The sequence below is a fragment of the Streptomyces sp. CRN 30 genome (assembly GCF_034105845.1).
Genome location: NZ_JAVRHI010000349.1, coordinates 1 through 13,301, shown reverse-complemented (window position 1 = coordinate 13,301; position 13,301 = coordinate 1). Strand labels below are relative to the sequence as shown.

The window sequence follows — 13,301 nt, the reverse complement described above, 5'->3', positions numbered from 1 at the left end:
TCCCGCAGCGCCGCCAGTCCGGCCGGGGAGCCGACGGCCGCGGCGACCAGTCCGTGCGCCGCGGCGGTCCAGCCCGCCCGGTCGGCGAGGTCGGTGACGGCCCCGGCCAGCACGGCGGGCCCCTCGGCGGACCAGGGCGTCCAGTCGGCCAGCGCCCGGTAGGCCAGGACGGCGGTCGCGGGATCGTCGGTGTCGGCCGTGGCGCGGACGAGACCCGCGTACCGGGTGCGGTACGGCCCTGGCAGGTCCAGCGGCGGGAGCCGCAGGACGGCGGCGCGCAGCACCGGCGCTCCGCCCGCCGCGTCGCGCAGCATGTCCCACACCTCCTCGTGCGCCAGCAGGGGCCCGGCCGCGAAGACACAGGCGGCCCGGACGTCCGCGTGGGTGCCGGGGCGGGCGTACACGGCGGTGAGGAGTTCCGCGGCGGCCGGTGCGGGCAGCCGGGCGGCGGCCAGGCGCACCGCCTCCTTGCGGGCCGTCACCTTGGTGCCCGGCGCGTCCAGCAGGTCCCGCAGACGCGCGGCGAGGCGCGACGGGGGGACCTCACGGGACACCCGGGCCGCCGCGGGGACGGCCGCGCGGGCGCGGTCGCCGTCGGTGCGGGACAGCAGCAGCGGGAGGGTCTCGGCCGCCCGGTCCGTGCGGGCCAGCGCGGTCAGTGCCGCCTCGGCGAGGACGACGTCGTCCGCGTCCGTCCAGCCGAGGAGGGCCTCGGCACCGCCGTCGGGAACGGCCGCGGCGTCGGCGACGGCTTCCGCGCGCTCGTACGACGGCAGCCCGGGGTCGGCGACCCGCCGCGTGACCCGCGCGAGCAGCGCCGCCTGCTGGCGCGGCACCCAGCGGCGTACGTCGCCGTCCCGCGCGGGGATGTCGAAGGGAGTGCCCTCGGCCAGGAAGCGGCCGTACGGCGGGGTGTCGGCGAGCAGGACGTCGAGGAGGTCGGTGCGGCGCCGGACGAGCACCTGCCCCACCACGGGCAGGACGGCCGCCGACGGGTCGTGGGCGAGGACGTGGGCCACGCGCTCGTCGCGCGGGGCGGCCGGTTCGAGCCACAGGAGCAGCGCCGTGCTCGCGGTCGTGACGTCGCCGTAGCGGAACGCCTGCCGGAGCAGGTCCTGGAGCGCGGGCATCCCGGCGGCGCGCCGGCCCACCGCGCGGGTGAGCGCGAAGGCGAGGCTGTAGTCGTTCTTCTCCGCGCCGGCCTCGATCCACGGCCGCAGCGCCTCGTACACCCGGTGCTCCTGGCCGCGCCGCAGGGTGTGGTCGAGGCGTCCGAGGTCGGCGCCGCCGGTGCTGCCGGAGATCCGGACCAGCGTGCGCAGCGCCCAGTTGACGAGGTCGCGGCCGCCGTCCGCGGCGTGTTCGCGCAGGACGGCGAGGGCCAGCCGGGTGAGCGCACGGCGGGTGTCGGCCGAGGAGTCGCGGGCCTCCACGGCGTCGGTGGCGATCCGGTCGAGCCGGTCGGCCGCGTCCTCCGTGTACAGGGCGGGCCGTACGTCGGCCAGCGCCCGCAGGGCCGCGAGCCGTACCGGGTCCTGCTCGTTGCGCAGCCGCTCCGTCTGCGCCAGTACGGCGGTGACGGCGGCCGGGTCGCCGGAGCGGGCCGCGTTGCCGATCAGCAGCGGCCAGGCGGCGGCGCGGTCGTCGGCGCCCGGCCTGCGGGTGGCGGCCAGCAGGCGGTCGCGGACCTCGGCGACGGGCAGGTGGGACTCGGCGAGCAGGACCACGCCGCTGTCGTCGGCGGCACCGCCCTCACGCGCGCGTGCCGCGATGTCGCGCGCCACCCCGGCCGCGGCACGGCGCGGGAGTACCGCGAGCAGTGAACCGTCCACGGTGGCGGTGCCCTGTCCGCGGCCTTCGCGGGCGGCCTCGTACAGGGCGTACCGGCGGGCGGGCGGGAGCGCGCCGAGGAGGCGGGGCAGCGCGCCGTAGGGCAGCAGGGCGCGGCCGTAGGCGACGAGTTCGGGCGAGTCCTCGCGGGTGAGGCGGCGCAGGGTGGCGCCGCTGAGCGTGTGGGCGCGCGCGACGCCGGACCAGGCGGGGGTGAGCAGCAGGCGCAGCACCCGGGCCGGTGCGGCGAGCGCGAAGGCCGCGACGCGGTCGCGCAGTTCGAACGGCAGACGGCTCGGGCCGTGCTCCTCCAGCATGCGCAGCACGCGCGCGGGCGCGCCGGGGGCCAGGGTGGCCGCCGCGTACGCGTACCGCCGCCACCAGGTGTCGCGCAGCCCCGCGGGCGCGGCACGGAGGTCCCGCTCCACCGCGTCGAGCAGCGCCTTCGGGTGCCGTTTGGCGAGGGCGGTCCAGGCGGTCGTCGCGTGCAGCAGTTCGGGCAGCAGCCGGTCCACCGTCGCCGGGGAGCAGCCGGGCAGCACGCGGGCCGCCTCGGCGTCGCCCGTCGCGCGCCGCACCCGCTCGACGAGGCGGTCGGCGAGGGCGGTGCGCCCGCCGGCCACGACGGCGCGCAGCAGGTCGCGCCGTACCGACTCGGGGGCGTCGTCGAGGGCCGCCGCGAAGACGTCGTCCGGCACGCCCAGGCTGTCCGCCACGCGCAGGGCGTGGCCGCGTACCCAGGGGTCGGGGTCCGCTATCCGGTCCGCGATCCAGGCGGTGTCGCCGGTGGCGGACGCGGCGACCACCGCGAGCTGCCGGCCGTACGCGCCGCGCCGCCAGAGTTCGTCCACGACGGGCCGGGGGTCGCTCAGCGACCGGACACGGGCGACGAGTTCCGGTGTCCGCCGGGTGGCGGGAAGCGGGTCGAGCACGTGGAGCAGACCGTCGGCGTCGCGCCGGGCGGAAGTAGGTGCCATGGGGGCAGTGTGCCTGCCGGGGCGGGCGGGGCCCAGGAGTTTTCGGTCCGCGGCGTCCGGCTTCCGGTGAGGGGCCGGTGAGGAGTCCTGGCGCTGTGCGCTCCCGCGCGGCGCGCGGCAGGCCGGGGCGGCCGTCGCCGTCGGGCTCAGTGTGCCGCCCGCCGCAGGGCGAGCCGCTCCTTCTCCGACAGGCCGCCCCAGACGCCGAAGCGTTCGTCGTTGTCGAGGGCGAACTCCAGACAGGCCGAACGGATCGGGCACAGCCCGCAGATCCGCTTCGCCTCGCGCACGGAACTGCCGGGCTCGGGGAAGAAGAAGTCGGCCCCGGTCTGCGCGCACAACGCCTCCTCCTGCCAGGCGAGGTCGTGCGGTGTGATGGTGTCGTTGAGCATGCCCCGAAGCGTGCCGGGCGGCGAAAAACGTTCGATCAACGTCCGGTCAACGCCGTGTCGCCGGCCTCCGGCCCTCCGATGATCACCCGTACGGCGCCGCGACGCACGGCGGCGCGCGCGACCGCCCCGGGCGATTGTCAGTGGGCGGTGCGAGACTCGGCGGTGCAGGCGACAGGACCCTCGTCCGGGAGGCCGAAGATGCTCACGACCCGCTACGTCACCGGCGCACCGAGCTGGATCGAGGTCGCCACCCCCGACACCGACGAAGCCGCCGCCTTCTACGGCGGTGTCCTCGGCTGGCGGCTGCGGCCCGCGCCGGACGGGGAGTACGCGTTCTTCGAGCTGGACGGGGAGACCGTGGCCGGCTGCGCGCGGACCGCCCCCGAGCAGGGTCCGCCGTCCTGGACGGTGTACCTGCGGACGCCGGACGCCGAGGCCACCGCCGAGGCCGCGGCGCGGGCCCGCGGCCGGGTCCTGGTACCGCCGACGCGCGTCGGGGAGCAGGGCGTCGCGGCGGTCCTGGCCGACCGGACGGGAGCGGCGTACGGCGTGTGGCAGCCGGGGCGGCGCGAGGGTCTCGACCGGGCCGGCGGGACGGGCGCGCTGTGCTGGGCCGAGCTGTACACGCCGGACGTCGCGGCGGCCGCCGCGCACTACGACGCGGTGCTCGGTCTGGAGACGTCCGCGGTGTCCTTCCCCGACGGCACCTACACGGCGTTGGGGCCCGCGGGGGCCGACGAGGGCGCCGTCTTCGGCGGTGTCGTCCCGCTCGCCGACGACCCGCTGGAGACGGAGCCGCACTGGCTGCCGTACATCGCGGTGGCCGACCCGGACGCGGTGGTCGCCGCGGTCCGCGGCCTGGGCGGCGCGGTCCGCCTCCCGGCGACGGACGTCGAGGGCGTGGGCAGGGTGGCCCGGTTGGCCGACCCCTACGGCGCGCGGTTCGCGGTCCTGCGGCCCGCCCCTCGGGAGGTCTAGGGGCACGGAGGCGGCCCCACCGCCCCTCCGTCACACCGTCGCCTGTCACACGGGGGCCGCCGCCCCGTGGCCCGTCACGCCGACGCCCGTCACACCGAGCCGGCACCGGCGCCCGTCACGCCGACTCCCGTCGCACCAGCGTCGTCGGCAGAATCACGCCCGGTGAGCTGGGTGATCCCGGTGCTCCCAGCGTCCCCGGTGCTCCCAGCGTCTCCGGTGCCCCCAGCGTCCCCGGTGCCCCCAGGACCCCCGGTGAACCCAACACCTCCGGTGATCCCAGCGTCTCCGGTGAGCCCAGCACCCCCGGTGCGCCCAACACCCCGGGTGAGCCCAGCGTCCCCCGTGGTCCGTGGGGCGTCTCAGGGGCCCCGCCCCCGCTCCGGTCCGGTCCCCGCAGGAGGAGCCGGGCCATCAGTCGGCCCATCTCCTCTATGTCCTGGCGGACCGTCGTCAGCGCCGGATCCGTCTGTTCCGCCACCGGCAGCATGTCGTCGAAACCGACCACGGCCACGTCGTCCGGGACCCGCCGCCCCCGCTCGCGCAGCACCCGCAGCGCGCCGGACGCCATCAGGTCGTTGCCCGCGAAGACCGCGTCCAGACCGGGGCAGCGGTCGAGCAGCGCCCGCATGGCCCGTTCGCCGCCGCCCGGGGTGAAGTCCCCCGCCTCGACCAGCGCGGGCTCCGCGTCGGCCACGACGTCGCGGTACCCGGCGAGCCGGTCGGCGGCGGACGTCTGGTCCAGAGGGCCGGTGATGTGCGCGATCCGCGTGCGGCCGAGCCCGGCGAGGTGACGCACCGCGTCCCGCGCGCCACCCCGGTTGTCGCTGTCGACGTACACCACGTCGTCCTGCCCCTCACTCCAGCCGGGGCGTCCGCCGAAGACGGTCGGCACACCGGCCCGGCGGATGAGGCCGGGCAGCGGGTCGTCCAGGTGCAGGGAGAAGACGAGCGCACCGTCGACGTGCCCGCCGGCGAGATAGCGGGCGACCCGCGCGTGGTCCTCGCGGCCCTCGGTGAGCAGCAGCACGAGCTGGTTGTCGTGGGCGGTCAGCTCCTTGCCGATGCCGCGCAGTTGGAGCGCGAAGAACGGGTCGGCGAAGACCCGTGCCTCGGGTTCGGCGACGATCACGGCCACGGCGTCGTGCCGCCGGGTCACCAGGGAGCGGGCGGCCTGGTTGGGGACGTAGCCGAGTTCCTCGACCGCGCGCCGCACCCGTGCGGCGAGCGCCTCGCGGACCCCCACCGCGCCGTTGACCACACGCGAGACGGTGGCTCGCGAGACACCGGCCCGCTCGGCCACCGCCTCCAGCGTGGGACGCGGTGCTGTGTCGGTCACTTGGGCTCCTCCTCGGCGGCTGCGGATCAGGATAGCCGCGGGCCGCGGAGGAGGTGAGAGCGCTCTCACCGACCGGACCGCCGTCAGTGCCGGTGGCCGGACCCCTCACCCTCCGCGTGCGCGCCGTCGTCGCCCGACGCGTGCGCGCCGTGGTCGTGGGGCTCGTACCCGGGGATCGTCCCGTCCGTCTTCTTCACCAGGAACAGCCCCACCATCCCCATGTCGGAGTGGCTCTGCACATGGCAGTGGTACATCCACGCCCCCGCGCCCACCCCCTCCCCCGCGATCACCTGGAAGCCGAAGGAGTCGGCCGGACCGCAGATCTTGTTGTCGACCACCCGGCTGGGGTCGTCGGGGCCGGTGAGCATGCCGGTGCGGTTGTCGGCCCAGCGGTGACCGTGCACGTGGAAGGTGTGGTAGTACTCGCCGTGCGTGATGCTCACGAATTCGACGCGGTCGCCCACCGTGGCCTCGAAGTCGGGGCCGACGGGCTGGTTGTTGATGGTCATGTCGTTGAAGACGACGGTGTGCGTGGCGTCCGGCAGGACATCTCCCTGACGGCGGACGATCACCGGGCCGTAGAGGCCGTTGCGGATGCCGCCGGTGCCGTGCTCGGTGCCGACGACGTGGTCGTGGTAGTGCCAGTAACCGGCGCTGCCGGCCCGCCAGGTGCCGTCCTTGCGGCGGCCGGGCGCGTGGGTGCGCCAGGTGTAGGTGCGGGTGGAACCGGGCGGGACATCGCTCTTGTTGAGCGCGGTGCCGTCGCTGGTGATCTCGTAGTCCAGGCCGTGGACGTGCAGGCTGACCGCGACGTCCATGGTGTTCTCGAACTCGATGTGCAGGGTGTCGCCCTCGTTGAGTTCGATCAGCGGTCCGGGGACGGTGGCCTTGCCCTTCTCCGTTCCGTAGCCCATCTCTCCGCCGGAGAGCCGCTCCGCGTAGAGCTTCATGTGCCGGACCTGGCCCCCGGCCGGGGCCGCCTTCGCCGCGACGGCGCCGACGGCCGCCCCGGGGGCACCGGACACCTCCGGTGCCACGGACAACGATGTCGCGACGGCCGCTCCGCCCAGCAGCACCCGCCGGTTGAAGTCGCGTCTGTCCATGCCGAACTCCCCACCTCGTTACGGGATTTACGGGCGCATAGCTGTGATGAACCTGTGCGACGGTACCGGCCACTCCGCCGTTTATCCACACTCAGGACAAAGTTCGTCGAATCCCGGTCATACCTATTGGCGCACCGCGCAAAGAGGTCTAACTTCCTTGGCGCCATGGCTGCGACCGAGGAGGGGTGGGTGACCCCATGCGGTTCACATCGCAACACGGGCCCGTGCGCTCGCACGGGCCGAGCGCGTACGGCACAGCAAGCACCAGAGATCCGGGGCGACGGCACAGACGGGTCTGGACGTCCTGTCTGACCGCCGGTTTCGTCGCCGCGGGCCTGCTGTCGGGACCCGCCGCCGGGGCGCTCCCGGCGCCGGAGCCGACCTTGACAACGATGTCGATCAAGTCGCCGCCGGGCGGCGCGGACGTACGGGTGCTGGTCTTCTACGGGTCGGCGTCGGCCGGGGAGGAGTCCCCGGTCGTCAACGCCGGGATCGCGGCGATCGAGCGGATCGGCCTGACAGGAGCGGAGGACCAGCGGTTCACGGTCACCGCCACCGACAACGCCTCGGTGTTCACGAACGAGAAGCGGCTGGGCCGTTTCAACGCGATCGTGTTCCTGACCGGCGGCGGCGACGTCCTCGACCCGGAGCAGGAGGCGGGCCTGGAGGCGTACATGGAGGCCGGCGGCGGCTTCGTCGGCGTCCACGACGCGGCCCGCGCGGAGCCGTACTCGGACTGGTACACCGGTCTGATCGGCGCACGCCCGGCGGCCGGCGGTCCGGCGTCCGTCCAGCGGGCCACCGTCGAGGTCGGCGACCGCCTGCACCCGGCCACCAAGGACCTGCCGGTGCGGTGGAAGCGCCCCGACAAGTGGCTGAACTGGCAGACCAACCCGTCCGGCGACGTGCACACGGTCGCCCGGGTGCGCGAGTCGACGTATCAGCCGGGGAGCGGCGCCAACGGCGCGGACCACCCCGTCAGCTGGTGCCGCGACTACGACGGCGGACGTTCCTTCTACACCGGCATGGGCGGCACGGCCTCCTCCTGGGACGAGACCGACTTCCGCACGCACCTGCGCGGCGCCCTGCTGTGGACGACGCGGCTGGTGCAAGCCGACTGCAAGGCCACGATCGACGGCAACTACGCGGCGGAGCGGCTGACCCGGCCCAACCAGGCCGGGCAGAACGACCAGATCGGCGAGCCGCACGGCCTGGTCACCGCCCCCGACGGCCGCGTCTTCTACATCGGCCGCGGCGGCACCGACGCCTCCGTGCCGGTGGTCACCGACTGGAACGACCCCGACATCGGCAAGGGCAAGGGCGAGATCCACGTCTGGGACCCGACGACGGAGAAGGTCACACTCGCCGGTGAGCTGACCGTCTTCGGCAACAAGGGCGGCGGCGAGGAACTGATCAAGGTGGAGGAGGGTCTGCTCGGCATCGAGCTGGATCCGGACTTCGAGCGGAACGGGTGGGTGTACCTGCACTACACCCCGCACTCGGAGATCGACCGCGTCGCGCACATGGCCGAGCGGCGTGTCTCCCGCTTCACCCTGGACCAGGCCACGAACAAGCTGGACCTCTCCAGCGAGAAGGTGCTGCTGGAGTGGCCGGTGCAGATCCACAGCTGCTGCCACGCGGGCGGCGGCATGGCCTGGGACTCGAAGGACAACCTGTACATCGCCACCGGTGACAACAACTCCAGCGGCTTCAGCGGCGGTTACTCCGGCAACAACCCGGAGCCGAACTTCAAGGGCGTCTCCTTCGCGGACGCGCGCCGCACCGCCGGCAACACCAACAACCTCAACGGCAAGATCCTGCGTATCCACCCGGAGCCGGACGGCACGTACACCCTGCCCGAGGGCAACCTCTTCACGGGCAAGGAGACGGCCGAGGGCGGCGGCAAGACGCGCGGTGAGATCTATGTGATGGGCGTCCGCAACCCGGCGCGGATCTCCGTCGACAGGTCGACCGACACCCTGTACGCGGGCTGGGTCGGCCCCGACGCGTCCAGCCCGTCGCCGACCTGGGGCCCGGCCAAGTACGACACCTTCGCCGTGATCACCGAGGCGAGCAACCGGGGCTGGCCGTACTGCATGGGCAACAAGCAGCCCTACCGGGACCGAAACCTCCCCGACCCCTCGCAGCCGCTCGGCTGGTACGACTGCGACGCCCCGAAGAACGAGTCGCCGAACAACGACGGCCTGGTCAACCTGCCGCCGGTCACCGGCAACAACATCTGGTACGCGCCCGACGGCGGCGGCCCGGACTTCCCGCGCGACGAGAACGGCGTCCCCTCGTACGAGGCGGACGAGGCCAGCTACCTGCTGCCCTGGCTCAAGGGCGGCGGCCAGGCCGCGATGGACGGACCGGTCTACCGCTACGACGCCGCGAGCACCAGCGCGGCCAAGTGGCCGCGGTACTGGGACGGCAAGTGGTTCGTCGGTGACTTCTACGACGACGGGCAGCCGCGCAACGCGGTGCTGATGGACCCGGCGACCCAGGGCGACGGCGGACTGCCGGTGCACTCGGAGTCGCTCAAGAAGATCGTGCCGGTCGGCGCGGACGGCATCAAGAACCTCATGGACTGGAAGTTCGGTCCGGACGGCGCGCTGTACGTCCTCGACTACGGGCGCGGCTTCTTCACCTCGGACGCCAAGTCGGCGCTGTGGCGGGTCACCTACACGGGCGGCGGCCCGACGCCGACCGCCGGACAGCTGGCGAGGGGGACGACGCGGTGACACAACTGCGCGCACGGCGAAGCGGCAGGGTGTGGGCGGGTCTGCTGACCGTCCTGCTCATGCTGCTCGGAGTGGAGACGACACCGGCGGCCGGGCAGGCGGAGCCGCCCGCGGCACGGGCCGAACAGGTCCTCACCTGGACCGCCGGCAACGACATCACGGCGTACACCTCCGCGCCCGCGACCGCGGTCGCCGGCGCGGCGACGATCGTCTTCGAGAACAGCGAGGCGACCGGCAACACCACCGGCATGCCGCACACGCTGACCTTCACCACCAGCGACCCCGAGTACAACAACGACGTGCAGGTCAACATCCTTGCCAACCCCTTCGACGCGCAGGGCGGCCGGCACACCGCCGAGGTCACCCTCTCCCCCGGCCGCTACCACTACCACTGCACCATCCCGGGCCACGGGGAGATGCGGGGCGTCCTGGTGGTCACCGAGGGCGGCGGGGGCGACGACACCACGGCGCCCGAGACGACCGCGGACGTGGCGGGCACCCGGAACGCCGACGGACAGTACGTCGGTTCGGCGAGCGTCACGATCGGGGCCACGGACGCGGGTGGTTCGGGCGTGGACCGGGTCGAGTACGCGCTCGGCGCCGACGGTGCCTGGCAGCCGTACACCACGCCGGTCGTCGTCGACGAGGTCGGCGACCACACGCTGCGCTACCGCGCGTTCGACAAGGCGGGCAACGCCGCCGCGGAGAAGAGCGTGGCGTTCACCGTGGTCGCCCCCGACACCGACGACACCACGCCGCCCCAGACGTCGGCGACGGTCGCCGGGGAGCGGAACGCGGACGGGGCGTACATCGACATGGCGACGGTGACGGTCACCGCGTCCGACACCGGTTCCGGCGTCAACGGCATCGAGTACGCGGTCGGCGACGGCGCCTGGCAGCCGTACACGGCGCCCGTCATGGTGCACCGGGTCGGCACGCACACCGTGCGCTACCGCGCCACCGACAAGGCGGGCAACACGGCGCCGGAGAAGAGCGTGGAGTTCACGGTCGCCGCCGCGCCCCCGCAGGACACCACCCCGCCGGTGACCGGCGCGACCGTCGACGGCAGCAGGAACGCGAACGGCGCCTACGTCGGCCACGCGCGCGTGACGGTCAGCGCCACCGACGAGGGCGGCTCCGGGGTCGCGGGCATCGAGTACTCCCTCGACGGCGGCCCCTACCTGGCGTACACCGCGCCCGTGGTCGTCGACCGCACCGGTACGCACACGGTGACGTACCGCGCGAGCGACAGGGCGGGCAACGTCTCCGCGCCGGTCGGCGTCGGCTTCACGGTGGTGACGGGCGGCGGTGTGCCGGCGCCCGCCTGCCCGGAGTGGGACGAGCGGCTCACGGTGATCGTCGGCACTGTCGACTCCGGTGTCCCGAACCGGGTGACGAACAACCGCTGCCGGATCAACGAGCTGATCGAGGACGAACGGGAGTGGTCCTCCCGGGCGCTCTTCCTCAAGCACGCGCGCGAGGTGACCGACCGGCTCCTCGACGAGGGCGTCATCGACGAGCGGGAGCTGAAGGCGGTCCGTCAGGCCGCCCGCGACTCCGGCATCGGCACGCCCGGCCAGACCGACGGCTACCGGACGATCATGGACGGCAGCGCCGCGTCGCTGGCCAAGTGGGAGCAGGTGGGCGGCGGTTCGTTCACGGCCAACGGGGACGGGTCCATCACCTCGGGCACCACGGTGCCGGGGCTCGGGATGCTGTGGTTCCCCGAGCGGACCTACGGCGACTTCTCACTGAAGCTCCAGTGGCGGGACGACGCGCCGGGCACGGGCAACGCCAACTCGGGTGTCTTCGTGCGCTTCCCGTGGGTCCACGGCCACCCGGAGGAGACGCGTCCGGAGTGGGTCGCCATCAAGTACGGGCACGAGATCCAGGAGTTCGACAGCCCGACCGGCGACCTGTACAAGACCGGCTCGGTCTACGGCTTCGACCGGGTCGGCCTGGCGGGCGCCGGCGTGACCCAGAAGGGCACCTGGAACGACTACGAGATCCGGGTGGTCGACCAGCACTACTCGGTCTACCGCAACGGTGTGCTGATCAACGAGTTCGACAACACCGGCGGCCAGACCTTCTACCCGGAGCGCGCGGACGACCCGGGCACGGACGGCCGGCGGTACGCCTCCGGCCACATCGGACTCCAGGTCCACGGCACGACGGACGTGGTGTCCTACCGGGACGTACGGATCAAGGAACTCTGAGCACGGGCTCCGTTGTCGGTGGCGTGCGGCATGCTGTGATCCACGGCGGCCGCACGCCGTTCGGCTACGGGGGAGGCTTGTGGTGTTCAAGGGGATCGACGACGTCGACTGGGCGTCCATGGGACACGCGTACACGGACTCGGCGACGGACGTCCCGGAGCTGCTGTGGGGCCTGGCCTCGGACGATCCGCGGGAGCGCGAGACCGCCCTGGACGGCATGTACGGCGCGGTGCACCACCAGGGCGACGTCTACGACTCCACGGTCGCCTGTGTCCCGTTCCTCTTCGAGTTGATCGCGACGGAGCGGGCCGCCGACCGGGCCGCCGTCGTGGAGCTGGTGGGCAGCGTCTGGCGGTCGGTCTCCCCCGACGACGGCCCGCTCTGGTACGACGGCGACGAGGAGGACGAGGAGGAGTGGCGGGCCACCGTCCTGCGGGGCCGCGAGCTGATCCGCGACCGCGCGGAGGTGCTCCTGGGGCTGGTGACCGACCCGGACGACGGACTGCGCGCCGCGCTGCCCGGGGCACTCGCCGACCTGCACCCCGATCCGGTACGGGTCTTCGGCGTCCTGCGCGACCGGCTGCCCGCCGAGCCCTCCCCGGCCGCGGCACGGGAGCTGGTACGGGCCGCCGGCACCCTGGGCACCCGGCATCCGCGGGCGCTGGGCGGGGCGGCGGGGCGGCTGCTGGGCGACGTCGTCGCCGGCTCCCCCGATCCGCGGGTGCGGCTGGCCGCCCTCGCCGGGCTGGCCCGGTGCGCCCCGGAGTCGCTCCCCGCGGACAGCGTGCCGATCGCCCTGGACGTGATGCGGCTCGCCCGCGAGACCAAGATCATGGAGCCGCCCGCCCCGGAGCCGGAGCGGCCGCGCACCGACACGCTGCTCTCCCACCTCCGTGAGCTGGAGGCCGAGCACCGGGCGGCCGTGGACGCCGACGTCGCCGACGATCTGCTGGCCGAGCTGCACCGGAACCTCGGCGACCGGACCGACCTGCGTTACCCGCTGCTCGTCGCCCAGTTGCGCAGCCCCGACCGGGGACAGCGGCTGGCGGCCGTGTCCGAGGCCGGGCGGCTGATGACGGGCTGGCGCATCCCCTCCGACGAGCCGGTGGAGGCACTCGGCGAGCTGCTGCGCGAACCCGACCTCCGGCTCAACCGGCAGGTTCTCGGCGAGCTGTACCACCTGGCCCCCGTCTCCCTCCCGGCGCACGAGGCGCTGCTCGACGGCCTGGTCCGGTGGAAGGACGAGCAGCTCGCCCCCGGTGAGCGCTGGTGGGACCTGCCCGCGGGCAAGGCCATCAACGTCCTGGCTCTCCAGGGGCGCCCGGACATCGTCCCGTCCCTCGTCAACCTGCTGAGCCGGAGCGGGCTGGAGGTGCCCGAGCAGCTCACGTACTGGATCGAGGCGCTGGGCCCCGAGGACGCGGCTCCCCTGGGCCCGGTCCTGCACGAGCGGCTCGCGGCGCCGTCGGCCGAGACGACGGCCGGCGAGCACCACCGGCTCGTGACGGCCCTCGGCCTGCTGGGACACCGCCCGTCGGTACCGCTCGTCGTGGATCTCGTCCGCTCCGCGCCGAACGACTGGGTCCGGCGGACGGTGGTCCGGGCCCTGGTCCGCTACGGCGCGCTCGCCGCCGAGGCCGCGCCGGCCCTGCGGGAGCTGCTGGCCGCCGACGGTCCGGCGCCGGTGCCGCGCCACGACGTGGCGGCGGCGCTGTGGGCGGTGGCCGG

The 13,301-nt window shown here is 74.2% G+C and carries 8 protein-coding genes; 4 read left to right on the top strand and 4 right to left on the bottom strand.

Going from position 1 to position 13,301, the window contains the following annotated elements; translation table 11 throughout:
• Window positions 1-2,807 (bottom strand): hypothetical protein (locus UW392_RS37300; RefSeq protein WP_320779662.1); only part of this gene is annotated, 2,807 nt, incomplete at its 3' end.
• A 146-nt stretch (window positions 2,808-2,953) separates the two neighbouring features.
• The gene (locus UW392_RS37295; protein ID WP_320779661.1) at window positions 2,954-3,199 is read right to left on the bottom strand and encodes a WhiB family transcriptional regulator; all 246 of its coding nucleotides are present in this window, start codon (window positions 3,197-3,199) and stop codon (window positions 2,954-2,956) included.
• 198 nt (window positions 3,200-3,397) lie between these two features.
• Between UW392_RS37295 and UW392_RS37290 the strand changes: the two genes are divergently transcribed.
• Window positions 3,398-4,177: a VOC family protein gene (locus UW392_RS37290; protein ID WP_320779660.1), complete on the top strand. Its 780-nt coding sequence runs from the start codon at window positions 3,398-3,400 to the stop codon at window positions 4,175-4,177.
• A 115-nt stretch (window positions 4,178-4,292) separates the two neighbouring features.
• Here UW392_RS37290 and UW392_RS37285 read toward each other — a convergent pair whose 3' ends face one another.
• Both UW392_RS37285 and UW392_RS37280 read right to left on the bottom strand, forming a co-directional pair.
• Window positions 4,293-5,513: a substrate-binding domain-containing protein gene (locus UW392_RS37285; protein WP_320779659.1), complete on the bottom strand. Its 1,221-nt coding sequence runs from the start codon at window positions 5,511-5,513 to the stop codon at window positions 4,293-4,295.
• Window positions 5,514-5,596: 83 nt separating this feature from the next.
• The gene (locus UW392_RS37280; protein WP_320779658.1) at window positions 5,597-6,616 is read right to left on the bottom strand and encodes a multicopper oxidase domain-containing protein; all 1,020 of its coding nucleotides are present in this window, start codon (window positions 6,614-6,616) and stop codon (window positions 5,597-5,599) included.
• A 392-nt stretch (window positions 6,617-7,008) separates the two neighbouring features.
• Between UW392_RS37280 and UW392_RS37275 the strand changes: the two genes are divergently transcribed.
• The 3 genes from UW392_RS37275 to UW392_RS37265 form a co-directional block, all read left to right on the top strand.
• Entirely contained in the window at window positions 7,009-9,357 is a 2,349-nt protein-coding gene (locus UW392_RS37275; RefSeq protein WP_414496893.1) for a ThuA domain-containing protein, read from the top strand.
• Window positions 9,358-9,386: 29 nt separating this feature from the next.
• Entirely contained in the window at window positions 9,387-11,573 is a 2,187-nt protein-coding gene (locus UW392_RS37270) for an OmpL47-type beta-barrel domain-containing protein (RefSeq protein ID WP_320779663.1), read from the top strand.
• Between the two features lie 82 nt (window positions 11,574-11,655).
• On the top strand, window positions 11,656-13,301 hold a 1,646-nt coding region (locus UW392_RS37265; protein ID WP_320779657.1), incomplete at its 3' end, for a HEAT repeat domain-containing protein.